The 23,251-nt window shown below is 65.9% G+C and carries 19 protein-coding genes; 11 read left to right on the plus strand and 8 right to left on the minus strand.

Features of this window, described 5'->3' with window-relative positions:
* Positions 1–112: 112 nt before the first annotated feature.
* The 3 genes from ABQZ09_RS15565 to galU are packed head-to-tail and all read left to right on the plus strand — an operon-like array spanning position 113 to position 3,901.
* The gene (locus tag ABQZ09_RS15565; RefSeq protein ID WP_349777326.1) at positions 113–1,087 is read left to right on the plus strand and encodes an MraY family glycosyltransferase; all 975 of its coding nucleotides are present in this window, start codon (positions 113–115) and stop codon (positions 1,085–1,087) included.
* A 13-nt stretch (positions 1,088–1,100) separates the two neighbouring features.
* On the plus strand, positions 1,101–3,008 hold the full coding sequence (locus tag ABQZ09_RS15570; RefSeq protein WP_039564076.1) for a polysaccharide biosynthesis protein: 1,908 nt from the start codon (positions 1,101–1,103) through the stop codon (positions 3,006–3,008).
* On the plus strand, positions 3,008–3,901 hold the full coding sequence (gene galU / locus ABQZ09_RS15575; protein ID WP_039409746.1) for a UTP--glucose-1-phosphate uridylyltransferase GalU: 894 nt from the start codon (positions 3,008–3,010) through the stop codon (positions 3,899–3,901). The genes ABQZ09_RS15570 and galU overlap by 1 nt, the downstream gene beginning before the upstream one ends.
* Before the next feature lie 264 nt (positions 3,902–4,165).
* Here galU and ABQZ09_RS15580 read toward each other — a convergent pair whose 3' ends face one another.
* Positions 4,166–4,501, minus strand: coding sequence for a DUF1244 domain-containing protein (locus ABQZ09_RS15580; protein WP_047694936.1), 336 nt, complete (start codon positions 4,499–4,501; stop codon positions 4,166–4,168).
* 49 nt (positions 4,502–4,550) lie between these two features.
* Here ABQZ09_RS15580 and folD point away from each other — a divergent pair, with 49 nt between their 5' ends.
* The 3 genes from folD to guaA all read left to right on the plus strand — a co-directional run bounded on the left by folD (position 4,551) and on the right by guaA (position 8,793).
* A complete protein-coding gene (folD, locus tag ABQZ09_RS15585; RefSeq protein WP_104579685.1) occupies positions 4,551–5,462 on the plus strand; it encodes a bifunctional methylenetetrahydrofolate dehydrogenase/methenyltetrahydrofolate cyclohydrolase FolD in 912 nt (303 codons plus the stop codon).
* A gap of 179 nt (positions 5,463–5,641) precedes the next feature.
* Entirely contained in the window at positions 5,642–7,099 is a 1,458-nt protein-coding gene (gene guaB, locus ABQZ09_RS15590) for an IMP dehydrogenase (protein WP_039409741.1), read from the plus strand.
* Between the two features lie 128 nt (positions 7,100–7,227).
* Complete coding sequence (gene guaA / locus ABQZ09_RS15595; RefSeq protein WP_039564078.1) at positions 7,228–8,793, plus strand: glutamine-hydrolyzing GMP synthase; 1,566 nt, start codon at positions 7,228–7,230, stop codon at positions 8,791–8,793.
* Positions 8,794–8,976: 183 nt separating this feature from the next.
* Here the strand turns inward: guaA and ABQZ09_RS15600 are convergent, their stop codons facing one another.
* Positions 8,977–9,888 carry an AraC family transcriptional regulator gene (locus ABQZ09_RS15600; protein ID WP_039409737.1) on the minus strand — a complete coding sequence of 304 codons (912 nt, stop codon included), beginning with the start codon at positions 9,886–9,888 and terminating at the stop codon, positions 8,977–8,979.
* Positions 9,889–10,043: 155 nt separating this feature from the next.
* On the opposite strand from ABQZ09_RS15600, the gene ABQZ09_RS15605 reads away from it, so the two are divergent.
* Positions 10,044–10,802, plus strand: a complete 759-nt coding sequence (locus ABQZ09_RS15605) for an SDR family NAD(P)-dependent oxidoreductase (RefSeq protein WP_349777327.1) — start codon at positions 10,044–10,046, stop codon at positions 10,800–10,802.
* Positions 10,803–11,163: 361 nt separating this feature from the next.
* Here ABQZ09_RS15605 and ABQZ09_RS15610 read toward each other — a convergent pair whose 3' ends face one another.
* The 6 genes from ABQZ09_RS15610 to ABQZ09_RS15635 all read right to left on the minus strand — a co-directional run bounded on the left by ABQZ09_RS15610 (position 11,164) and on the right by ABQZ09_RS15635 (position 19,267).
* The gene (locus tag ABQZ09_RS15610; protein WP_228315237.1) at positions 11,164–12,087 is read right to left on the minus strand and encodes an NADP-dependent oxidoreductase; all 924 of its coding nucleotides are present in this window, start codon (positions 12,085–12,087) and stop codon (positions 11,164–11,166) included.
* A gap of 210 nt (positions 12,088–12,297) precedes the next feature.
* Entirely contained in the window at positions 12,298–12,975 is a 678-nt protein-coding gene (locus ABQZ09_RS15615) for a TetR/AcrR family transcriptional regulator (RefSeq protein WP_349777328.1), read from the minus strand.
* A 362-nt stretch (positions 12,976–13,337) separates the two neighbouring features.
* On the minus strand, positions 13,338–13,979 hold the full coding sequence (locus ABQZ09_RS15620) for a DUF8082 domain-containing protein (protein WP_349777329.1): 642 nt from the start codon (positions 13,977–13,979) through the stop codon (positions 13,338–13,340).
* Positions 13,980–14,022: 43 nt separating this feature from the next.
* Entirely contained in the window at positions 14,023–15,150 is a 1,128-nt protein-coding gene (locus ABQZ09_RS15625) for a Cache 3/Cache 2 fusion domain-containing protein (RefSeq protein ID WP_349777330.1), read from the minus strand.
* A 390-nt stretch (positions 15,151–15,540) separates the two neighbouring features.
* Positions 15,541–16,182, minus strand: a complete 642-nt coding sequence (locus ABQZ09_RS15630; RefSeq protein ID WP_349777331.1) for a response regulator — start codon at positions 16,180–16,182, stop codon at positions 15,541–15,543.
* Positions 16,175–19,267, minus strand: coding sequence for a sensor histidine kinase (locus tag ABQZ09_RS15635; RefSeq protein ID WP_349777332.1), 3,093 nt, complete (start codon positions 19,265–19,267; stop codon positions 16,175–16,177). Before ABQZ09_RS15635 ends, ABQZ09_RS15630 begins: the two co-directional genes overlap by 8 nt.
* 431 nt (positions 19,268–19,698) lie before the next feature.
* Between ABQZ09_RS15635 and ABQZ09_RS15640 the strand changes: the two genes are divergently transcribed.
* The 4 genes from ABQZ09_RS15640 to ABQZ09_RS15655 all read left to right on the plus strand — a co-directional run bounded on the left by ABQZ09_RS15640 (position 19,699) and on the right by ABQZ09_RS15655 (position 23,214).
* Complete coding sequence (locus ABQZ09_RS15640; RefSeq protein ID WP_349777333.1) at positions 19,699–20,172, plus strand: helix-turn-helix domain-containing protein; 474 nt, start codon at positions 19,699–19,701, stop codon at positions 20,170–20,172.
* On the plus strand, positions 20,169–20,825 hold the full coding sequence (locus tag ABQZ09_RS15645; protein ID WP_047694923.1) for a hydrolase: 657 nt from the start codon (positions 20,169–20,171) through the stop codon (positions 20,823–20,825). Before ABQZ09_RS15640 ends, ABQZ09_RS15645 begins: the two co-directional genes overlap by 4 nt.
* Positions 20,822–21,259, plus strand: coding sequence for a DoxX family protein (locus tag ABQZ09_RS15650; protein ID WP_503019218.1), 438 nt, complete (start codon positions 20,822–20,824; stop codon positions 21,257–21,259). The genes ABQZ09_RS15645 and ABQZ09_RS15650 overlap by 4 nt, the downstream gene beginning before the upstream one ends.
* Positions 21,260–21,372: 113 nt before the next feature.
* Positions 21,373–23,214 carry an amidohydrolase gene (locus ABQZ09_RS15655; protein WP_349777372.1) on the plus strand — a complete coding sequence of 614 codons (1,842 nt, stop codon included), beginning with the start codon at positions 21,373–21,375 and terminating at the stop codon, positions 23,212–23,214.
* The last annotated feature ends 37 nt before the right edge of the window (positions 23,215–23,251 follow it).

The raw sequence follows: 23,251 nt of genomic DNA on the forward strand, positions 1-23,251 counted from the left end.
CGCTCCGCGCTGAAACTGCGAGCATGTGGCCCGGCTGCTGTGTCAGGGCCAGCGGCACCGCTTTCATACAGCCGCCACGTAACCGTGGCGCGCTCCGTGGTGAGTCCCGCTGATGCTGCACGATTGGCTCTGGTGCGCGCTGCACCTGGTGGTCGCCGCGGTCGGCACGTGGCTGCTGCGGCGTTACGCGCTGCACCGTCGTCTGCTCGACCATCCCGGCGAGCGGCGTAGCCATGTCGTGGCCACGCCGCGTGGCGGCGGCATGGCGATTGTCGTGGCCATTTTGCTGGGCTGCGTGACGGCAGGGGTGGTATCACCGGGCGTACGTACGGTGGTCGGCTGGTTTGCGGTCGGGTTGATCCTGGTGGCGGGAGTGGGTTGGTGGGACGACCATCGCCCGTTGTCGGCCCGGGTACGTTTTGCCATTCATCTGGTCGCCTCCGCATCGCTCGGGCTGCTGGTCTTTCATTCGACCGGCGACGTCCTGGACGGCATCCTCAGCGCGGCCGCGTCGGTCGTGCTGATCAATGTCTGGAACTTCATGGATGGCATCAACGGTCTGGCCGCCAGTCAGGCGGCGCTGGCCGCGCTGGCCTTCGCTGCCGTGGTCCCGGACAGGTGGTCCTTGGCCGGCCTGGCAGTGGCAGCGGCGTGTCTGGGCTTCCTGCCGTTCAACTTCCCGCGCGCGCGGATCTTTCTCGGCGATGGCGGTAGCGGTGCATTGGGGTATGTGCTGGCCGCGCTACTTGCCCTGAGCGTGGGGGGCGGGCAACTCAGCTGGTGGGTCGGCTGGCTACCGTTGACCGCCTTCCTTGTAGACGCCGGCTTCACACTGCTGACTCGCATGCTCGGCGGTCAGCGGTGGTGGGAGCCACATGCGCAGCATGTCTATCAGCGCCTGGCGCGCCGTCTTGCGACACACGTTCCGGTTACTGGTGTTTACTTCGCTTTCAGCGTCACTGCCGTCTGCTTGTTTGTGTTACTTCGTCATGATGCTTTCTGGCAGCAGGTTGTCGCCGCGCTCGTCTGGGGCGTTGGCGTGACTGCCATCTGGTTCTTTCTGCGCGATGGATTGCGCAATTCCTGAGTAACGGATTCCTATGATTTCCTGGCGTGACCGTTTGACCAAGGCGCTGCCGCAAGTGGCAGTGGTGGTACACGACCTCCTGATGGTCTGGGTGTGCTGGCAGCTGCTGCACGCGGGCCGTTACTCGATGCTGCGCGAGGCCCCCGATCTTCCGTTGTGGGACTGGCGCACCGGCGTGGTGCTGGTGGCGCAGGGACTGGTGTTCTGGAAGATGGGGCTGTACCGCGGCCTGTGGCGCTTCGCGTCGGTGCCCGACCTCTGGAACATCTTCAAATCGAGCTTTCTCGGGCTGGTGGCCATCGTGCTGGCGCTGTCGTACGACCGCCTGGATGGGGTGCCGTTGTCGGTGCTGGTGGTGTATCCCTTCGCCTTGTCGGCGCTGCTGGGAACGCCGCGTCTGCTGTATCGCGCCTGGAAGGACTATCAGATTGCGCATTCCGGCGATGCCGCGCAGCGCGTGTTGATTCTGGGTGCCGGGCGCGCCGCCGAAGGCCTGGTGCGCGATCTGCGCCGCACCGGCACCTTTGTGCCGGTTGGCTTTCTGGACGATGCGGCCAACCTGCACGGCGCCAAGATCCAGGGCCTCAACGTGCTGGGCAATTTGGATGAGGCTGCCTCGATCGCCAAGGAAACCGCTGCCAAGCTGCTGGTGATCGCGATCCCGTCGCTGGACGCGTCCGGCATGCAGCGCGTGGTGGCGATCTGCGAAAGCACCGGGCTGCCGTTCCGGATGGTGCCCAAGCTGATCAATGTGCTGGAAGGGCGCTCGCTGCCGGGCGAGCTGAAGGAAGTGGCGATCGAGGACCTGCTCAATCGCAAGCCGGTCACGCCCGACTGGCGCCTGATCCGCGACTGGCTGACCAACAAGACGGTGATGGTGACCGGTGCCGGTGGTTCCATCGGCTCGGAAGTCTGTCGGCAATGTGCGCGCCACGGCGCCCGTCGCATCGTGTTGCTGGAGATCGACGAGCTGGCCCTGCTGACCATCGACTCGGATCTGCGCCGGCTGTTCCCGGACATCGAGGTGGTGCGCGTGCTTGGCGATTGCGGCGACCCGGCGGTGGTGGCGCATGCCTTGAGCACTGCAGCGCCCGACGCGGTGTTCCATGCCGCTGCCTACAAGCAGGTGCCGTTGCTTGAAGAACAACTGCGCGAGGCGGTGCGCAACAACGTGCTGGCGACGGAAAATGTCGCGCGCGCCTGTCAGCGTGCCCGCATCGAAACCTTCGTCTTCATTTCCACCGACAAGGCGGTCGAGCCGGTCAATGTGCTCGGTGCGAGCAAGCGCTATGCGGAGATGATTTGCCAGAGTCTTGACGCGCGCGATGCACCGACGCGCTTCATCACGGTGCGCTTCGGCAACGTGCTCGATTCCGCCGGCAGCGTCGTGCCATTGTTCCGCGAGCAGATCCGCCAGGGCGGCCCGGTCACGGTGACGCATCCGGATGTGACCCGCTACTTCATGACCATTCCCGAGGCGTGCCAGCTGGTGATCCAGGCGGCGGCCTCCGCCTCGCATGGCGCGATCTATACGCTGGACATGGGCGAGCCGGTGCCGATCCGTTTGCTTGCCGAACAGATGATCCGTCTTGCCGGCAAGCAGCCGGGCAAGGATGTGGCGATTCTCTATACCGGCTTGCGCCCGGGCGAAAAGCTGCACGAGACGCTGTTCTATTCCGACGAAGACTACCGTCCCACCGCGCACCCGAAGATCCTGGAGGCCGGCGTGCGCGAGTTCTCGCACGAGCAGGTACTGCAGCTGGTGACGCGTTTGCGTGAGGCGGTTAATCGCTATGACATCAAGGCAATGGAGACTGTGTTGGGCAGCCTGATGCCGGATTTTGCGGCTGCTCGACGGAAAGTCGACGCGCGATCTGATACGGTCGTTCCATTCCCCGCACGTGAGGTCAGAAGACTGTAATGAGCCAGCGTATTCGCAAGGCCGTATTCCCCGTCGCAGGTCTTGGGACCCGCTTTCTTCCGGCCACCAAGACGGTGCCGAAGGAAATGCTGCCAATCATCGACAAACCATTGATCCAGTACGCCGTCGACGAGGCCATCCAGGCCGGGTGCGATACGCTGATCTTCGTCACCAACCGCTACAAGCACTCGATTGCCGACTATTTCGACAAGGCCTACGAGCTGGAGCAGAAGCTCGAGCGTGCAGGCAAGCTCGAGCAGCTGGAGCTGGTGCGCCACGCGTTGCCGGAGGGCGTTCGTGCCATTTTCGTGACGCAGGCCGAGGCATTAGGTCTGGGCCATGCGGTGTTGTGCGCCAAGGCGGTGGTCGGCGACGAGCCGTTTGCCGTGCTGCTGCCGGACGACCTGATGTGGAACCGCGGCGACGCCGCGCTGACCCAGATGGCCGATGTGGCAGAAGCGTCGGGCGGCAGTGTCATTGCGGTGGAAGATGTTCCGCATGACAAGACGGCCAGCTACGGCATCGTGTCTACCGACGCGTTCGACGGCCGCAAGGGCCGCATCAACGCGATCGTGGAAAAGCCCAAGCCGGAAGTGGCACCGAGCAACCTGGCCGTGGTCGGCCGCTACGTGCTCAGCCCGAAGATCTTCGATCTGCTCGAGTCCACCGGTGCCGGTGCGGGCGGCGAGATCCAGCTGACCGACGCAATTGCCGAGCTGTTGAAGCAAGAGCAGGTCGACGCATTCCGTTTCGAGGGACGTCGTTTCGACTGCGGTGCCCACATCGGCCTGATCGAGGCGACGGTGCACTTTGCCCTCGAGCACGAAAAGCATGGTGGCCCGGCGAAGGAAATTCTGCGCACTGCGCTGGCTCAGGCAGATGCACGCGGCTGAGGTCTTGCAGCAAGTGCTTTAAAAAACGGCGCCCTTGGGCGCCGTTTTTTTGGTCAGCGTGTCGCGCCGTGCCAAACGCAGGCTGGCAACCATCGAGGTGAGTTGTCCTGGCTTGACGGGGCAGGGCGGCGGTCGCGACGTCATGCAATGCCACGATCTGCGCAGCGTCGCAAGAACCGTTAGCAGGGTTCTGGCAGCTCAGTGCTGCCGGCGGCGGCACACCTGCAGCGCGACCGGCGTGCCTGTACCCGTGCCGCGGCGATGTCAGGGCGCGTGCTTGCGTTGTGCAGCGGCGAAGGCCTCCAGCTGCTCGGGCGTGGCATCTTTTTGATGCTGCTGCTTCCACTGCGCAAACGGCATGCCATAGACCGCCTCGCGCGCTTGGTCCTTGCTCATCGGCTGCCCCTGCGCTTCGGCCGCTTCGCGGTACCAGTCACCCAGGCAGTTGCGGCAGAAGCCGGCAAGAATCATCAGGTCGATGTTCTGCACGTCGGTGCGATCCTGGTTGAGATGCTGCAGCAACCGGCGAAATGCGGCCGCCTCGATGGCGGTGGTGGTCGGGTCGTTGCTCGAGGTGCTGATGGGAGTGATGTCGCTCATGACGGAATCGGGGACAATGGACGGCCTTCGACTCTACACCTGACGCCCCATGACCGCTTCCGCGCCAGCTGCTTCCGCTCCGGCCCGCCTTCTCGATGGCCGGCGCATTGCCGAGGAGTTGCTTGACGGCCTGAAGCTGCGGGTGGATGCGCGCGTGGCCGCCGGCAAGACACGACCGGGCCTGGCGGTGGTGCTGGTGGGCGGCGATCCGGCCTCGTCGGTGTATGTGCGCAACAAGCGGCGTGCGGCGGAAAAGGTGGGCATCGAGGCCTTCGACTACGACCTGCCGCAGGGCACCAGCGAAGCAGAGCTGGCGGCACTGATCGACGAGCTCAACGCCGATCCCAAGATCCACGGCATTCTGATCCAGCTACCGTTGCCGGGCATTCCAGATGCCAACCGGCTGATCCAGCGGATCGACCCACGCAAGGATGTGGATGGCTTCCATCCGCAGAACGTCGGGCACCTGGCATTGCGCGAATTCGGCCTGCGCCCGTGCACGCCGCGCGGCATCGTGACCCTGCTCGGGCATACCGACCAGCCCGTGCGCGGGCGCAATGCCACCATCGTTGGCGTGAGCAACCACGTGGGCCGCCCGATGGGGCTGGAGTTGTTGATTGCCGGTTGCACGGTGACCAGCTGCCACAAGTTCACTCCGGCCGACGTGCTGGAAGCCAGCGTGCGCAATGCCGACATCCTGGTGGTGGCGGTGGGCCGGCCCGGGCTGATCCCCGGTGAATGGGTCAAGCCGGGCGCGGTGGTGATCGATGTCGGCATCAACCGGCTCGAGGATGGACGCCTGGTGGGTGATGTCGGCTTCGACGCCGCCGTGCAGCGGGCCGCGTGGATCACTCCGGTGCCGGGCGGGGTTGGGCCGATGACGGTGGCCACGCTGATGCAGAACACCATCGAGGCCGCTGATGCGGCCGGGAGTGGGGATTCGGGATTGGGGATTCGTTAACCGCAGCGGCGAAGCGCACGCGTCGGCCGATCCGGATTGCGTCCGGGATCAGCCCGCCATCGGCCTCCTGGCGAACGGCAGGCGGTGCAGGGCGGCACCTTTGCCAATGCCCATTCCGATTCCCCACTCCCGGCCCCAATGCGTTAAAATGCCGCGCTTCCCCAAACTCGGGTCCGCCGATGCTACGCATCCAGGCTGAAGCTCTTACCTACGACGACGTCTCGCTCGTCCCCGCCCATTCGATCGTCCTGCCCAAGGATGTCAGCCTGGAAACCCGGCTGACCCGCGATCTGCGTCTGAAGCTGCCGATTCTTTCGGCCGCGATGGACACGGTGACCGAACACCGCCTGGCGGTGGCCATGGCCCAGTTGGGCGGCATCGGCATCATCCACAAGAACCTGACCCCTGCGCAGCAGGCGGCCGAAGTGGCCAAGGTCAAGAAGTTCGAGTCCGGCGTCATCACCGAGCCGTTCACGGTGAGCCCGGACACCACCATCGGCGAGGTGATCGCGCTGACGCGTGCGCGCAACATCTCCGGCGTGCCGGTGGTCGATGGCAGCGAACTGGTCGGCATCGTCACCAGCCGCGACATGCGCTTCGAGAAGAAGCTGGACGATCCGGTCCGCCACATCATGACCAAGAAGGATCGCCTGATCACCGTGCGCGAAGGCGCCAGCGACGAGGAAGTGCTGGAGCTGCTGCATCGCAACCGCATCGAAAAGATCCTGGTGGTCAACGACAGCTTCGAGCTGCGTGGGCTGATCACGGTCAAGGACATCCAGAAGAAGACCGACAACCCCAACGCGGCCAAGGACAGCGCCACGCGCCTGCTGGTGGGTGCGGCCGTGGGCGTGGGCGGCGATACCGAACAGCGCATCGAGCTGCTGGCCGCCGCCGGCGTGGACGTGGTCATCGTCGACACCGCGCACGGCCATTCGCAAGGCGTGATCGATCGCGTGGCCTGGGTCAAGAAGACCTATCCGCAGTTGCAGGTGATCGGCGGCAACATCGTCACCGGCGATGCCGCGCTGGCGTTGATGGATGCCGGTGCCGATGCGGTCAAGGTCGGCGTGGGCCCCGGCTCGATCTGCACCACGCGTGTGGTCGCAGGTGTGGGCGTGCCGCAGATCACCGCGGTGGACATGGTGGCCGAAGCGCTGCAGGACAGGATTCCGCTGATCGCCGATGGCGGCATCCGCTATTCCGGTGACATCGGCAAGGCGCTGGTGGCTGGCGCGTCCACGGTGATGGTCGGTGGCCTGCTGGCAGGCACCGAAGAGGCGCCGGGCGAGGTCGAGTTGTTCCAGGGCCGCAGCTACAAGAGCTATCGCGGCATGGGCAGCCTGGGTGCGATGGAGAAGGGCTCCAAGGACCGCTATTTCCAGGACGCTTCCGACGCCGACAAGCTGGTCCCCGAGGGCATCGAAGGACGTGTGCCGTATCGCGGCCCGGTCGGCGGCATCATCCATCAGCTCATCGGTGGACTACGCGCGACCATGGGCTATGTGGGCTGCGCCACGATCGAAGAAATGCGCACCAAGCCCAAGTTCGTCAAGATCACCGGCGCCGGCCAGCGCGAGAGCCACGTCCACGACGTGCAGATCACCAAAGAGCCGCCGAACTATCGCGCTGGATAATCGGGAATGGGGAATCGGAAATCGGGAATCGTAAGGGCCCGCCGCTTCCTCGTCCGATGGTGGCTGGCGCCACGTTTGCTGTTGCGATTCCCCAATCCCGATTCCCGATTCCCGATTCCCGGCTCTCAATGACCAACATCCATAGCGACAAGATCCTCATCCTCGATTTCGGCGCGCAGTACACGCAGCTGATTGCGCGGCGCATTCGCGAGCTGGGGGTCTATTGCGAGATCTGGGCATGGGATCACGATCCGTCCGAGATCGCCGGCTTTGGCGCCAAGGGCATCATCCTGTCCGGTGGGCCGGAATCGACCACGCTGCCGGGCGCGCCCGCAGCGCCGCAGCAAGTGTTCGACAGCGGTTTGCCGGTGTTCGGCATCTGCTATGGCATGCAGACCTTGGCCGCGCAGTTGGGCGGTGCGACAGAAGCCGCCGATCAACGCGAATTCGGGCATGCCGAGGTGGACGTGGTGGCGGCCGATGCGCTGTTCTCCGGCCTGACCGACCACGCCGGCGCAGCGCGCCTGAATGTATGGATGAGCCACGGCGACCACGTCTCGCAGGTGCCGCCGGGTTTCACCATTACCGCCGTGACCGACCGCATCCCGGTGGCCGCGATGTCCAACGAAGACAAGCGCTGGTATGGCGTGCAGTTCCATCCGGAAGTGACGCATACCTTGCAGGGCCAGACCCTGCTGCGCCGCTTCGTGGTGGATGTCTGCGGCTGCCAGACGTTGTGGACCGCGGCCAATATCATCGACGACCAGATCGCGCGCGTGCGCGAACAGGTGGGCGAGGATGAAGTGATCCTGGGCTTGTCGGGCGGTGTGGATTCGTCGGTGGTCGCGGCACTGTTGCACAAGGCGATCGGCGACAAGCTGACTTGCGTGTTCGTCGACACCGGCCTGCTGCGCTGGCAGGAAGGCGACCAGGTGATGGCGATGTTCGCCGAGCACATGGGCGTGAAGGTCATCCGCGTCAATGCCGCCGACCGCTATTTCAGCGCGCTGCAGGGCGTGAGCGATCCGGAAGCCAAGCGCAAGATCATCGGCAACCTGTTCGTGGAGATCTTCGACGAAGAATCCAACAAGCTGGCCAATGCCAAGTGGCTGGCGCAGGGCACGATCTACCCGGACGTCATCGAGTCGGCCGGCAGCAAGACCGGCAAGGCGCACGTGATCAAGAGCCATCACAATGTCGGTGGCCTGCCGGAGCACATGAAGCTGGGCCTGGTCGAGCCGCTGCGCGAATTGTTCAAGGACGAAGTGCGTCGCCTCGGCGTCGAACTCGGGTTGCCGCGCACGATGGTGTATCGCCACCCGTTCCCCGGTCCGGGCCTGGGTGTGCGCATCCTGGGCGAAGTGAAGCGCGAATACGCCGAGTTGCTGGCCAAGGCCGATGCGATCTTCATCGACGAACTGCGCAAGGCCGATCTGTACGACAAAACCAGTCAGGCATTCGCGGTGTTCCTGCCGGTGAAATCGGTCGGCGTGGTAGGCGACGCACGCGCCTACGAATGGGTGATCGCGCTGCGCGCGGTGGAGACCATCGACTTCATGACCGCGCACTGGGCACACCTGCCGTACGACTTCCTCGGCACGGTGAGCAACCGCATCATCAACGAACTGCGCGGCGTCTCGCGCGTGGTCTACGACATCTCCGGCAAGCCGCCGGCGACGATCGAGTGGGAGTGAGGCGCTGCCTGGCCCCGACCAGTGTTCGCTAGCTCCAGCACACTGAAAGCCCGCTTTATGCGGGCTTTCGGTTTTCAGCAGACGTTCCGGGCGGGGTGATGCATAAAGATTTGCCGGCAATCAGGCCACGTCGCGTGACGGGTCCCGGCAGGTCCAAGCCTCAGCTGACGCCGCGGCGAGCACTCACGGTGCGGAATGGGGCCGGGTGGGGGAGCCGATCGCCTGACGCACTGCGCGGACATCGCGTGCGGGAGGCGCGCCGAACTGACGGAGATATTCGCGGCTGAATTGCGAGGCGCTCTCATAGCCGACGGCGAAGGCGACATCGGACGCGCGATGCTCGCCAGCGAGCAGAAGCTGGCGCGCTTCCTGCAGTCGGAGGTGTTTCTGATACTGGATCGGGCTCAGGCCGGTCAGCGACAGAAAGTGGCGATGCAGACTCGCCCGGCTCATGCCGCTTGCCGCGCACAGTGCATCGATGCGCAGCCGTGCATCGAAATTGTCCCTGATCCAGGCTACCGCACGCCGGATACTGCCGAGTGCGCCTTCGGGCTGGGCGATCTGCCGTAGCAGGCGGCCTTGCGGGCCTTGCAGGAGACGATAGAGCAATTCGCGCTCGAGCATCGGAGCCAGCACCGGGATGTCGGCGGGTGTGTCCAGCAGCGACAACAGCCGCAGCAAGGTGTCGCGGAGCGGGGCTGTCATGGGATTGATGGTGATGCCGATGCCCTTTTGTTCGCTCTCGCGTACCGGTGGCATGGTCGCGGCCAGCTCCGCCAGCACGGCCGGATCCAGCACCAGCGACACCGCAACGTAGGGCTGCCCGTCCGGGGCATCCAGAATTTGGCCGATCAACGGCAGGTCCAGGGCACTGATCAGATAATGTTCGCTGTCGTAGCTCAGCAAGGCATCGTTGAGCGCGACGCGCTTGGAGCCCTGCAGGATGAAACAGATCATCGAGCGATACAGGCATGGCGCCTGATCCGTGGAGCCTCGCCCCACGCACAGATCCACCCGCGGAATAGGGGTGGAGGTCAGGCCCGGCGGGGCATGGCGCAGGGCGATCTGAAGGTGGGGTACCAGGGCGTGCTGCATGCAGCGATTATGCCGGGGGCCGACCGCCGTACAAGATGCCTGAGACAATCGGGCAATGAATTGAGCGCATCAGGCGTGGGTTGGTCGGCGCTCGTTGCCTATCGTGGCCGGGTCGAAAAGCGCCGACCGGCGCACCCACCCAGCAGAGACCACGCATGACCCCTCAGATCGCACTCATCACCGGGGCCAGCCGCGGCCTTGGACGCAACATGGCGCTGCACCTCGCCAGGCGCGGTGTCCACATCATCGGTACCTATCGCAGCGGCGCCGCCGAAGCGGACACGCTGACGCACGAAATCCAGGCGCTCGGCGGCAAGGCGGCGATGCTGCCGCTCGATATCACCGACATCTCCAGCTATCCGGCCTTCACCACTGCAGTGGCCGAGACGCTGAAGGCCGAGTTCGGCCGTGAGCGCTTCGATTTCCTGGTCAACAACGCCGGCAATGGCCTGTTCTCGAACTTCGTGGACGCCACCCAGGCGCAGTTTGCATCGCTGGTGGAAACCCATCTACGTGGCCCGATCTTTCTGACCCAGGCGCTGCTGCCGTTGCTGGAAGACGGTGGCCGCATCCTGAATGTTTCGTCCGGATTCGTGCGCTTCACCTTGCCGGGCTACGGCATCTACGCAGCGGTGAAGGCAGCCATCGAAGTGCTGACCCGTTACATGGCGGTGGAGCTTGGTGCGCGGCAGATCCGCGTCAACGCCATTGCGCCTGGCGCCATCGCGACCGATTTTGGCGGTGGCGCGGTGCGCGACAACCAGGATGTGAACGCCTATGTGGCGCAAGGCATCGCGCTGGGACGCGTGGGCTTGCCGGACGATATCGGCGGCGCCGTGGCGGCAATCCTGTCCAATGACATGCACTGGGCCAACGGCGCCACCTTCGACATTTCCGGCGGCCAGCTGCTCTGAGCGGAAACGCCACCTGTCTCTGCCAGTCTATCGTGGGATCGCGCATGCCCACGCCAGCAGGGCACAGAGTGGTGAGCCGCCGTCGTGGCCAAGATGCTCTGCACGTGGCCGCGTGTCTTGGACAAACAAGTGATGCAGAACGGCAGCGGCTTGCCCTCCGTTCTGCATGACCTTGCCACTCTCACTTCGATGCGATTGCGTGGCGTACCGGGAAGCGCGCTGCGGTCGTGCATGTCGCTCAGGCATGCAGTGGTTTCACGGGACCGCAGTGAGCCATCACCCGGCAATGCCGTTCGCTATCGCAACGCAGGGACGCTGCAGCCAAGAGAGGGTGGGTTGGTCGTATGGTGATCCGGGCGCGTCAGACGAGCGAGACAACGATCTTGCCGCGTGCCTTGCGCGAGGTCAGGCGCGCCCAGGCCTGGTCGAAGGCGTCGATGGATGCAGTGCTGTCGATGACCACGCGCACACCTTGCGCGACGATGGATGCCACCAGCTGATCCAGACGGTCTGCGTAGGGTTTTGCATAGAACATGCTGGCCAGCACGCCGTGTGCATTGGCGGCTGCCTCGTCCGGTGGCATGGCCGTGGAGACCAGGCGTCCACCCGCACGTAGCACCGCATACGACTGCGTCTGGGTGTCGCCGCCGACCAGGTCCAGCACGACGTCCACGTTGGACGCGATGGCGGTGAAATCCTCTGCGGTGTAGTCGATGACTTCATCGGCGCCCAGGTGACGGACCAGGTCCAGGCCATCACCGGAGGCCGTTGCGATGACGCGGGCGCCGGCCTTGCGCGCGAACTGCACCGCAAAACTGCCTACGCCGCCGGCAGCGGCATGGATCAACACGGTTTCGCCTGCCTTGAGACGCGCGGCGGAGAACAACGCATGCCATGCGGTGATGCCGGCGGTGGGAATCGCAGCGCCTTCGGCCGCCGACAGGCCGGGCGGCAGCGCGACGCAGGCGGTGGCCGCGACGGCGGCGAATTCGGCAACCGCGCCGCTGCTGCCGGCATCGGTCCAGACCAGCACACGGTCGCCCGGCTGCCACTGCGTCACTGCAGCACCGATGCGTTCGATCACGCCGACGAAGTCGGTGCCCAGGGTGATGGGCAGGGGGATATCGAAAAAGTGCCGGGCAACGCCGGAGACCACCAGCGCGTCAAGCGGGTTGAGTGCAGCGGCGTGTACGCGCAGCAGCACCTGATCCGACGCGATGTCGGGCACGGCAATGTCTTCCGTAGCGGGACGGTCATTGAATCGATGGAGACGGACAGCTTTCATGAGGTGCTCCGATGGAGTTGAACGAGGCGACGCTGCGTGCGGCAGCTATCGTGGCGGTGGTGCAGGTGTTGCGTCGGCCAACGCCCGGTGAGATGAGCGGCAGGCACGGTCAGGTACGCCAGATCGACCGACCAGGCGAAAACGCGAGATGCAATGCACGGCAGTGGGTCGTTACCGCATCGCCGCGTGGTGGATGCGAGGTGCTGCGGGTTATCCGCTCTGCGCCTTGACGGTGCGCTGGCCGACCGTTGCGCCCTGCAGCAAGGTACAGACCGCGTTGCCGACGATGGTGTCGATTTCCGACGTGTGCAGTGGCGGGCTGATCAGGCCGACGATTGCCAGCAACTTGACGTGGCTGGCGGTCATGCTCATGAACTGCTCGGCCAGCACGTAAGCGGACAGGCGATCAGTGAACTGGCCGGGGGCATCGCCTTGCTGGGTGGCGATCCACCTGGCCACCTTGTCCTGAATCTTGAGGTAGCTGGCATTCAACATCGCCTGCGCGATATCCGGGAAGCGTTTGCCCTCGTTGGTCAGGATGCGATGCACGGCCAGTGTGTGCGGCGACAGCGCAGTGCGCACGAGGCGATGGCCGAGTGCAGGCAATACGTCTGCAGGATTGCGCCCTTCGATGACCAGCGCATCGAGCGGCTTGGCCATCTCTGCGGCCACATGCAGCATCGCCGCCTTGAACAGCCCTTCCTTGCCGCCGAAATGCGCATAGACATTGCGTCGCGAACCACCAACCGTGGCGATGAGGTCATCCACCGAAACAGCATCGAAGCCCAGCTCCAGAAAGCGCTCGGACGCCACCACGATGAGGTCGTGGATGCGCTGCGCACCCTTGGACGTGCGGTGGATCGGGGCGTCGGAGTGCGAGCTTGCCATGGGCCTGATTGTGCATTTGGTGAGGTACTGTACCGTACCATTTTGTAAGCGCAAGTGATTTTGGTGTTTTCCGTGGTGCATCCGACTGTTGGGCACCGGGCGTTCGACAGCGGCGAACAGCGCGCCGAGCAGCTGGTCGAGCGGTGCGGCTGCAACGCGGCAGCGCGTGCCGATGTCCGCCCACAGGCTGGCGGACGCGCAAAAAAAAACGAGCGCCAGGCGCTCGTCTGTTCTGGCTGTGGAGACCGAGGTGGCTGATGCGTCCCGCTGACCAAGTGCTGCAATCGCGGGCTTTGTCGCTGATGGCGCAGCCGCCGTGAGCGATGCCCGGACCCAGATTTCCGGACGCGATAGCGCTTGCCTCAGCGCACCTTGGCCAGCGCCACGCGGGCGTCGGCCATGAACTTTTGCGCTTCCTGCGGCGTAGCCAGGTTGGCGCCGAGCTGGCTGAGGACCTGTTCGATATCGCTGGAGGCTTCCCAGGCTTCGTCGCAGAGCATGCCGGCGATCGGGCCGAGATAATTCAATGCGACCTTTTCCAGCGCATCGCGAACCTGGTCGTCCGGTGCGCCCGCGCCGCCCGTCGCCGACGGGGCAAGGGCCGACGGGGCAGGGGCCTGCGCTGCGATCGGTGCCGGCGCAACCGGCGCCGCTGCGGGCGCGACCGGTGCACGGGCTGGTGCCGGCGCACCGCCAAGGTCCTGCTCGAAACCGCCCATCAACCACTGGCGGGAGTCTTCGCTCAGCAGCGACGGCTTGCCCATTCCGGCACCGGGGTCGACCTGAAAGCGGGCCTTCGCCGCACCGACCATGGTGAGGCGTTGCACGGCTTCGTCATTGCGCAGCATGCGGAAGACCACTTCTTCGATCTGCCCGGCATTGATGCGAACGATGCAGGAATGATTTTCTTCGGTGACGACAAACAGAAAGCCGGACGCCTTCTTCAATGCCAACGTCCTGAGCTCGCGCAGGACATCGATCAGCGGACGGAATTCAGTGGACATGGCGTCTTCCTTGCATCATTTGGTACGGGCCAGGTGAAGCGGCTCAGCGTTTGCTGAGGCGCTCCATGGCCAGCCGGACACTGTTGGACAGGCGGGAAATGGCGCGCGCCAGGGTACCAATTTCATCCTTGAGGTTGACCTCGTCGATGGTGTGGTTCCACTTGCCCAGGCTCAGTTCTTCGGCCACGGTGGTCAGATGCTGGATGGGGCGCAACACGCGGCTCCAGATCAGCGCCCATTGCAGGCCGAGCAACAGCGCGCACACCAGCAGGCCGATGCCGGCAATCCACAGCGACTGACGCACGATCACGCCATTGACGTCGCTCTTGGGATACGCCGACACCAGGGTGAAGCCCCAATCGGGCACTTCCTGCTTGGTCACGACCCAGTCGTCTGGGCTGTCCTTGACGATGCGCTCGATGGTGGCGGTGTCGGTGGTTGCGCCGGTGGTGGACTGGAAGCGCAGCGTGTTCTTGCTGTCGAATACGGCGATGAAGCCGGAGTCGAGCACGCGGCGGCTGCTGACCACGTTTTCCAGGGCCTGCGTGTCGGCCTTGTAGCCGACGTACCAGGCGCCGATGACGCGCTTGTCGCTGCCGGCGAAGATCGGCTCGTAGCCAGTGACGTACGGGTTGCCGAGAATGTCGACCACGCCATAGAAGCTTTCGCCATTGCGCAGCTTGGCGGCGGCCTGGCCGTTGGGATCGAGCACGGTGCCGATGGCGCGGCTGCCGTCGTCCTTCTTGACGTTGGTGGAAATGCGCACGAAGTCGTCGCCGGTGCGCGAGAACAGCGTGGCGGTGCCTTCGTGAATGGCGGTGACGTCGTCCAGCATGGTGAAGACGTTGGCCTGCGGGCGCTGGCCCAGCCACAGGTCGTTGGCATTGCGATCGGCGACGCGGATCTCGCTGCCCACGCTCGGTGCGCCCTGCGCATTGGCCTCCTTGCGCAGCTGGCGCATGGAGGAATTGACACGGTCGAGCATCATCGAGCGGGTGACCGCGAACAAGGTCTGCAAGGACACCGACTGGCGCTCGATCGAGTCGCCGGCTTCGAACTTGACCCGGTTCGCTTCGGTAATGGCCAGAATGACCGTCAGTGCCACCACCACGACCAGCACCAAGGCCAGCACCGGCAACAGCAGGCGCACCCGCAAAGAGTGACGAAGCATCGCAATTCCCCTGAACGCGTTTAAATGATTGAAACGATGGCCGCCGCGGCGTCGTGCGGCGGTCGGACGTAGCCGTTATCGGCTGTCACCCATGATGCTGAAGCGGCCCCCATGCCGCTGGCGGTGCATACGATAGCTCAAGCCGGTCCTTTTGACAGGGTGCACCGATCGTGGCGTGCGCCTTGCGTTCAAGAATGCGCGACCGTGTTGCAAGTTGGCGGAGTGGACCGGGGCGACTGCAGCCCGAGGCGCGCGCTTGCCGGACCAGTCCAGGTCAGTACTTTCGCCAGTCACGCTGCCGCGCTGCAGGTCGGCATGGCTGCAGGCAAAGCGTCGTGGGTGAAGTTCGATCCCGCTGTTCGATCGATGCGAGCCGGGCACCGGTGTCGCTCAGGTTTCCAGCGACAGGATTCCGCGGCGCAGCGCGACAGTCACCGCATGGGTGCGATCACGCACGCCCAGCTTGGCGAGGATGTTCTTCATGTGCGCCTTGACCGTCTCTTCGGCGATGGCCAGCGCATTGCCGATCTGCTTGTTGGAGCAGCCGGTGGCGACCAGGTTGAGCACCTCGGTCTCGCGGGCGGACAGTGCGTCATCGAGCACGTGGGCGGCGATGTTTTCGGCCACCGACGCCGGTACATGCCGGCGCTGGCCACGGCGCACGTCGCGGATGGTGTCGACCAGTTCGCGCCGTAACGCGCTCTTGAGTAGGTAGCCGCAGGCGCCTGCCTGTAGTGCGCGCACCGCACGCACATCGCCGGTGTAGGTGGTCAGCACGATGACCTTGGCGGCAGGGTCGACGCGGCGGATGCGCTGGATGGCTTCCACGCCATCCACGCGCGGCATCTGCAGGTCCATCAACACCACGTCCGGGCGCAGGCGGCTGTAGCAGGCCACCGCCTGTTCGCCGTCTTCGGCCTCGCCCACCACGCGCATGTCGCATTCGGCGGCAAGCATGGCGCTCAGGCCATCGCGCAGCAACGGATGATCGTCCACCACCAGCAGGTCGGTTGGTTTGACCGTCTCAGCCATTGAAGCTCTCCATGGAGCGTGCGTGTCCAAAGGGCCACCACCAGCGCGGCGGCCGTGCGTAAGCGGTACGGGCGGGTAGCACGATCTGGATCTCGGTGCCGCTGCCCGGACGCGACCACAACTGCATCTTGGCGCCGATACGCTGCGCGCGTTCCTGCATGCCGGTCAGCCCCCAGTGCCCGGTGCGCGCCTGACCATGCAGCACGTCCGGGTCCAGGCCGCAGCCATCGTCGCGGATGCGCAGCGTGAAGTCACGTGAACCGTAACGCAGTTCCAGCGCGATGCGCGTGGCCGCGGCATGCCGGTCGGCGTTGGCCAGTGCCTCGCGGCCCAGCTGGAACAGTTCGTCCGCCACCAGCGGACGCAGCGCCACCGCTCGGCCGTCCACCAAGACCTGCAACTCGGCCGCGGGCGGGGGCATGCTGGCGTTGCGCGAGCGCTGCAGCGCGGCGGCCAGGTCCTCGCGCAGCGAGTAGCTGTCGCGCAGGCCGTTGACGCGGTCGCGGCCCTCGATCAGGGCGTTCTCGGCCAGATCCACCGCTTGTTCCAGTTCCAGCCGGCGTGGGTCGTTCCAGGGCAGCGAGCGGCTGGCGGCATGCAGCCGCAGGATCAATCCTTGCGTGCCCTGCAACAAGGTGTCGTGCAGCTCGCGGGCGATACGCTCGCGTTCGCGGTACCGCTCTTCCAGTCGAGCCCGCAGGCGTCCGGCCACCTGGCGGGTGCGCATGCGCCACAGCAGGGCAAGGGTCAGCAGCAGCGCCAGTGCGGCGCAGACCTTGAACTGCCAGGTCTGCACGAAGGCCGCCTCGATGACGAAATCGAGCGTGTCGCCGCGCGCGTTCCAGACGCCATCGTTGTTGGCGGCGGCGATGCGGAAGCGGTAACGGCCCGGCGCCAGATTCGTGTAGAACGCCTCGTTGCGATTGCCGGCGTCCTGCCAGCGTGCGTCCACGCCCTCCAGCCGGTAGCGGAAGCGCACCCGCTCGGGGCGGGTGAGGCTGACCGCGTCATAGCCGATGCGCAGGCGGTCGGTCCACTTGGGCAGGCGCAGGCCGTCGTCGCGCGGGTAGGGCCGGTCGTTGGCGACGATCTCGGTGATGAAGACATCCGGCGCGGTGGGATTGCGGTAGGTCTGGTCCGGGTCCAGCCAGGCCAGGCCCTGGTTGGTGGTGAACCACAGCAGGCCGTCATCGGCGGCGATGGCGGTAGGCACCGGCGTGGCCTGCTGGGCGATGCCGGGCAACCCATCCATGATGTCGTACAGCCGCATCGGGCCGACCACGCCAGCGCGCACGCTGCTCAGCAATGCCCGTTGCGCTACCTGCACCACGCCACGGTTGCCGTTCAACCACAGCATGCCGTGCCGGTCCTGCACGATGCCGGTGATGCCCTGCAGCAGCGGTGCGCTCTGGTCGGCCACCTGATGGAAGCGGCCATCGGCGCCGAGCACGGCCAGCCCGGTCTCGCCGGCGACCAGGGTGAGCGTGGGGCCGTGCCAGATGGCGGTGATCGGCCCCACCGACAGACCATCGACTGCGGCGTAGCGTTTGAGTTGTTGCCCCTGCAGCACGCGCACTTCGCCCTTGACGGTGCCCACCCACAGGCGGCCGTCCCGGGTCGTGGTCAGCACCGAGCAGGGCGTGTCCTGCAGCGTGGCAACGGGCACCCATGCCTTGCCATCGAAGACATGGGGGCCGCCGGCATCCGGGCAGACCCATGGCTGGTCGTGGCTGTCCACCATGAAGGCGCGAATGGCGCCGGGCGTCGCGCCGAGCGGCAACGCCACCGCCTGCGCATGGCCGGCCTGCAGACGCAGCAGGGCGTGTTCGCCGAGCACCCAGCCGCTGGCGCTTGCGGGCACTGCCAGGGTGCTGGCGGCAGGCGCACCGTGCTGCAGGCGCCCGATGCGCTCGCGGCTCAACGCGAGCACGCGGTCGTCGCGCAGGCTGGCCAGCAGCGGGCCGGGCGAGGCGCCCGGCGCGGTCGCAAAGGTGGCCACCGCCATCGGCTGGCCCGGCAGCAACGCGGCCAGCGGCAGCAATGCGCGGTGTCGAAAGCGATTCAGGCCCAGATTGGTGCCGGCCCACAGGTTGCCTTCGCGATCTTCGAGCAGGGGCCCGGCGGTCGCCGAGGTCAGCCCTTGCACCGGTCCGAAGCGTTCCAGCACCGGTGCCGGGGCTGCAGGCAGGACGATGCGGAACACGCCGTGCGCGGCATAGTCGCTGCCCCACAGCGCGCCATCGCGCATGAAACGGATGCGCCGTGCGAAGACGCCGGGAAATTGCGGCTGGGCGCGCGCACTCGCCGGCAGGACCTGGCCCTTGGAATCGGTCAACGCGAAGACGCCGCGGTACGGGTCGGCGACCCAGATTGCGCCGTCCGGGCTCTCGGCCATGGTGACGTACAGGCCCACCGGCTGGCCGCTGGGTTCGAAGCGTCGCGCGCCGGGGCGCAACGACAGAATCTGGGTGCCGTCGCTGACCCAGAGCACGCCGCGCACGTCGCGCAGCAGCCAGTGGGCGCGCGCGGCCGTGTATCCCCAATCGGCGCCGGCGCGCTGCCAGCGTTGGCCATCGAACCAGCACAGACCGCCATCGATGGCGGCCCACATGCGCCCGCTGCCATCGTGCTCGATCCGGAACACCATGCCGTCGGGCACGTCCTTGCCCGGGGCGAAGTGGGTGAGGTGACCGTCTGCAAGGCGGTCGATGCCGGCGTTGAAATAGCCGATCCACGCGGTGTCGTCCGGTGCCAGCGACAGCGCGGTCATGTTGTGCGATGCATAGGCCTCGCCATCCGGCGGCGCCTGCCGCGTGAAGCGCTCGCCATCGAACTGGAACAGGCCGAAGCCGGTGGCCAGCCACAGCGGGCCGGCGTCGGCCTGCTGGATGTCCCAGATGTCGGCCGGCGCACCGCGCTCGGTGCTCCAGGCGGTGTGGTGGAACTGCAGCAGTCCGTCACGGGTCGCGACGATGTCGCCACGTGCGGCGAGCGCGCACCACGGCAAGCCACTGCACACGACGACGAGCACCGCTGCGCACAGGCGAAACAGCAGGCGTGATCGGATGACGGGGGCATGCGGCATCGCGGCATTGTCGGGCGAGATCGGGGGAAGCACCACCACCTCTTTCGGGGGAGGGACGTCCGGCGCCAAATCGGGTACGCACGGAATGACGCGCAGTCACGCCTGCCTGCACGCAGTCCGCGGCGTGCCAACGCTGGTCTGCAGAGCATCGTTGGCCTTGCGTCGCACGGCTGTGGCAGTGACGTTCGCTCTGCCGCCCGTGCTCACCTGCGCCAATATCTGCGGGCAGCCTCACACCGCAACTTGGGCAAAGACGGCGCAGCGGCGTGTGGCGCCAGCGCGCACGGCGCAGTGCTGTGATGACCAACAAGCCGCTGCGTTGCGGCGGCATGCCGCTCCCCCGAAAGAGTGAGCGATCGGCCTCACCATCTGGGGTGGGGCGATGCGGGGGCTCGCCGCACCATGGCGGCATTCCCCGCCGGAGACGCCGCATGGCACGTCTGATTGCCACAGGTCGCCCCGATCTGCATGCCGCTGCCACGCTGTCGCCGCATGCACCACGCACACGTGCGGTGGCAAGAGCACTGCACTACATCGAGACGCACCTATACGAGCCGATCGGCGTGGCCCAACTGGCGGGCGCTGCCTGCATGAGCCGTTTCCATTTCGCACGGGTGTTTCGCGACGCCATCGGCGCCAGCCCGATGGAGTACCTGCGCCGTCGTCGGCTCGAATGTGCGCAGGCCATGTTGCGCGAAGGCCGCCACACCATCAGCCAGATCGCCACCGATCTGTGCTTCTTCGATCAAAGCCATTTCGTGCGCAGCTTCCGCAACGCCACCGGCTGCACGCCGGCGCGCTTTGCCGCGCAGGTTGCAGTCGATGGCTGTCTGGCAATACCCGCACCGCGTGCACATCGGCACACCGGTCATTCCTTTTCCACCTCCCAGGAGCAACACGCATGACCACTGCCACCGCCGTCCCCGGTAACGCCCTGCTGTCGCCCGGCGATCACACCTTGATCCTGATCGACCATCAATCGCAGATGGCCTTTGCCACCCACACCATCGACATCTCGGCACTGCGCAACAACGTGTCGCTGATTGCCAAGGGCGCCAAGGGCTTCAAGGTGCCGGTGATCCTGACCACCGTGGCGGAAAAGTCGTTCTCCGGCCCGCTGTTTCCGGAGTTGCCGGACATCTTTCCGGGTGAGCCGGTGTTCGATCGCACCAGCATGAATGCCTGGGAAGACCAGGGAGTGATCGACCGCGTCAATGCCATCGGCAAGCAGCGCCTGGTGATTGCCGGGCTTTGGACCAGCGTGTGCATCGTCGGCCCGGCCCTGTCGGCCATCGAGCAGGGCTTCGAGGTCTACGTCATCACCGACGCCTGCGGCGATGTCAGCGACGAAGCGCACGAACGCGCCGTCACCCGCATGGTGCAGGCCGGCGCCGCGCCGATCACCAGCGTGCAATACCTGCTGGAGTTGCAGCGCGATTGGGCGCGTGGCGACACCTACGAGCTCACCACCGGCATCGCACGCGCACACGCCGGCGGCTACGGCATCGGCATCCAGTACGCCAAGAGCATGTTCGGCGCCCAGGAAGGCGGGCATTGAACGCACCTACGCCACGCAGTGAGGCCGGTAGTGCTGCGGCATTGTTGATGCTGCGCATTGCCGGCGGCGGCTTCCTGCTGCCGCACGGGCTGGGCAAATTGCTCGGGTGGTTTGGTGGACCCGGGCTGGGTGGTTTTGCAGCAGAGCTGCAGCAGTTCGGGCTTCCGTCCACCACCCCATTGCCGTTGGTGCTGGCGTTGGTGCAGACGCTGTGCGGGCTGGCGGTGCTGGTCGGGGCCTGGACCCGTGCGAGTGCCGCGTTGGCGGCGCTGTTCATCGCCACCACCGTGCGGGTGGCGATGCCGAAAGGCTGGTTCTGGATGCATGGCGGCATGGAATATCCGTCGATGTGGCTGCTGGTGTTGCTGGCGCTGGTCGCCGCCGGCGCTGGTGCGTGGTCGCTGGATGGGCTGCGCCGGCGTGGTGCGGCATGAGCCGCGTGCCGGGCGATCACGATGCCGGGCGGCGCCTGCTGATGCAGGGCGCCGCGGCCGGTCTTGCGCTGGGCGTGTTGCCCGGTGCTTCCTCCGCTTCAAGGACGCCTGCGATGGCCGATCTCGTCGTTCGCAATGCGCGCATCACCACGCTCGATCCGCGTCGGCCCAGTGCCACCGCACTTGCCGTCAGCGCTGGGCGCATCGTCGCGGTTGGCGACGATGCGCAGATCATGGCCATGGCTGACGGTGCCCGCATCATCGATGCACAGGGACGGCGCCTGCTGCCCGGCCTCAACGACAGCCATACCCATCTGATTCGCGGCGGGCTCAACTACAACCTGGAGTTGCGTTGGGATGGCGTGCGTTCGCTGGCCGATGCAATGGCCATGCTCAAGGCGCAGGTCGATCGCACTCCGGCGCCGCAATGGGTGCGCGTGGTCGGCGGTTTCACCTCGCATCAGTTCATCGAAAAGCGCCTGCCCACGCTGGAAGAGATCAATGCGATCGCCCCGGACACACCGGTGTTTCTGCTGCATCTGTACGATCGCGCCTTGCTCAATCGTGCGGCCTTGCGTGCCTGCGGTTACGACAAGAACACGCAGGACCCGCCCGGCGGGCGTATCGAACGCGACAAGCTCGGCAATCCCACCGGTCTGCTGCTGGCCAAGCCCAATGCACTGATCCTGTACGCAAGCCTCGCCAAGGGCCCGCGCCTGCCGGTGGAATACCAGGCCAATTCCACCCGCCATTTCATGCGCGAACTCAATCGCCTGGGCATCACCTCGGTGATCGATGCCGGCGGCGGCTTCCAGAATTATCCGGAGGACTACCAGGTCATCGAACAACTGCATGCGGCCGGCCAGCTGAGCGTGCGCATCGCCTACAACCTGTTCACCCAGAACAAGGGCAAGGAGGTGCAGGACTTCCGTGGCTGGACCGAGCTGCTACCGGTGCGCAAGGGCGATGACCTGCTGCGTCACAACGGTGCCGGCGAAATGCTGGTGTTCTCTGCGGCGGACTTCGAATTGTTCAGCGAGCCACGGCCGGAGTTGCCGCCGGAGCTGGAGCCCGAGCTGGAGCAGGTGGTGCGGCTGCTGGTCGAAAAACGCTGGCCGTTCCGGATCCACGCCACCTACGACGAAAGCATCGAGCGCATTCTCGATGTGTACGAGAAGGTCAATGCCGACATCCCGTTCGATGGCCTGCACTGGTTCATCGATCACGCCGAGACCATCACGCCGCGCAACATCGACCGCATCCGCGCGCTGAATGGCGGCATCGCCGTGCAACACCGCATGGCCTACCAGGGCGAGGCGTTTGTGGAGCGCTATGGCGTGCAGGCGGCGCGGCACACGCCACCGGTGCGGCGCATGCTGGCTGCCGGTGTTCCGGTGGGTGCCGGCACCGATGCCACGCGGGTGGCCAGCTACAACCCGTGGGTGGCGCTGTCGTGGCTGGTGACCGGGCGCACCGTCGGCGGGCTGGCCCTGTACGGCGAGGAAAACTTGCTCGATCGCGAGCAGGCGCTGCGCCTGTGGACCCAGGGCAGTGCCTGGTTCTCCGGCGACGAGTCCACCAAGGGCACCCTGGTGGCCGGGCAGCTGGCGGACTTCATCGTGTTGTCGGACGACTATTTTCGTGTCGACGACGCCGCCATTGCCGACATCACCAGTGTGCTCACCGTCTTGGGCGGGCAGGTGGTGCATGGCGATGGCGACTTCGCGGCGCTGGCACCGCGCTTGCCGCCTGCGATGCCGGACTGGTCACCGGTCAACCGGTTTGGTGGCTACCACGTGGGCGGCGGAGCCAGTGCACTGGCCGGCGCCGCCCACGTGCATGGCCACGGCTGCCAGGCGCACGGGCCGTACCAACATGCGGCCCAGCACGCAGCACCCAGCGACGACCTGCGCGGTTTCTGGGGCGCATTGGGCTGCTCATGCTTCGCGTTCTGACACCGGCCGCGCTGCCACGCGCAGACAGCTGCGTGTG

The sequence above is a fragment of the Xanthomonas sp. WHRI 6106 genome, assembly GCF_040202405.1.
In the GTDB taxonomy this organism is placed as follows: Bacteria; Pseudomonadota; Gammaproteobacteria; order Xanthomonadales; family Xanthomonadaceae; genus Xanthomonas; species Xanthomonas cannabis.

What these genes read in the sequence shown, in the direction of transcription:
- folD (WP_104579685.1), top strand. Translation starts at nt 4,551, where the DNA reads ATGACCGCTTCCGCGCCAGCTGCTTCCGCTCCGGCCCGCCTTCTCGAT.
- ABQZ09_RS15570 (WP_039564076.1), top strand. Translation starts at nt 1,101, where the DNA reads ATGATTTCCTGGCGTGACCGTTTGACCAAGGCGCTGCCGCAAGTGGCA.
- ABQZ09_RS15565 (WP_349777326.1), top strand. Translation starts at nt 113, where the DNA reads ATGCTGCACGATTGGCTCTGGTGCGCGCTGCACCTGGTGGTCGCCGCG.
- ABQZ09_RS15605 (WP_349777327.1), top strand. Translation starts at nt 10,044, where the DNA reads ATGACCCCTCAGATCGCACTCATCACCGGGGCCAGCCGCGGCCTTGGA.
- ABQZ09_RS15600 (WP_039409737.1), bottom strand. Translation starts at nt 9,888, where the DNA reads ATGCAGCACGCCCTGGTACCCCACCTTCAGATCGCCCTGCGCCATGCC.
- ABQZ09_RS15655 (WP_349777372.1), top strand. Translation starts at nt 21,373, where the DNA reads ATGGCCGATCTCGTCGTTCGCAATGCGCGCATCACCACGCTCGATCCG.
- guaA (WP_039564078.1), top strand. Translation starts at nt 7,228, where the DNA reads ATGACCAACATCCATAGCGACAAGATCCTCATCCTCGATTTCGGCGCG.
- galU (WP_039409746.1), top strand. Translation starts at nt 3,008, where the DNA reads ATGAGCCAGCGTATTCGCAAGGCCGTATTCCCCGTCGCAGGTCTTGGG.
- ABQZ09_RS15620 (WP_349777329.1), bottom strand. Translation starts at nt 13,979, where the DNA reads ATGTCCACTGAATTCCGTCCGCTGATCGATGTCCTGCGCGAGCTCAGG.
- ABQZ09_RS15640 (WP_349777333.1), top strand. Translation starts at nt 19,699, where the DNA reads ATGGCACGTCTGATTGCCACAGGTCGCCCCGATCTGCATGCCGCTGCC.
- ABQZ09_RS15645 (WP_047694923.1), top strand. Translation starts at nt 20,169, where the DNA reads ATGACCACTGCCACCGCCGTCCCCGGTAACGCCCTGCTGTCGCCCGGC.
- ABQZ09_RS15580 (WP_047694936.1), bottom strand. Translation starts at nt 4,501, where the DNA reads ATGAGCGACATCACTCCCATCAGCACCTCGAGCAACGACCCGACCACC.
- ABQZ09_RS15610 (WP_228315237.1), bottom strand. Translation starts at nt 12,087, where the DNA reads ATGAAAGCTGTCCGTCTCCATCGATTCAATGACCGTCCCGCTACGGAA.
- ABQZ09_RS15630 (WP_349777331.1), bottom strand. Translation starts at nt 16,182, where the DNA reads ATGGCTGAGACGGTCAAACCAACCGACCTGCTGGTGGTGGACGATCAT.
- ABQZ09_RS15615 (WP_349777328.1), bottom strand. Translation starts at nt 12,975, where the DNA reads ATGGCAAGCTCGCACTCCGACGCCCCGATCCACCGCACGTCCAAGGGT.
- ABQZ09_RS15625 (WP_349777330.1), bottom strand. Translation starts at nt 15,150, where the DNA reads ATGCTTCGTCACTCTTTGCGGGTGCGCCTGCTGTTGCCGGTGCTGGCC.
- guaB (WP_039409741.1), top strand. Translation starts at nt 5,642, where the DNA reads ATGCTACGCATCCAGGCTGAAGCTCTTACCTACGACGACGTCTCGCTC.
- ABQZ09_RS15635 (WP_349777332.1), bottom strand. Translation starts at nt 19,267, where the DNA reads ATGCCGCATGCCCCCGTCATCCGATCACGCCTGCTGTTTCGCCTGTGC.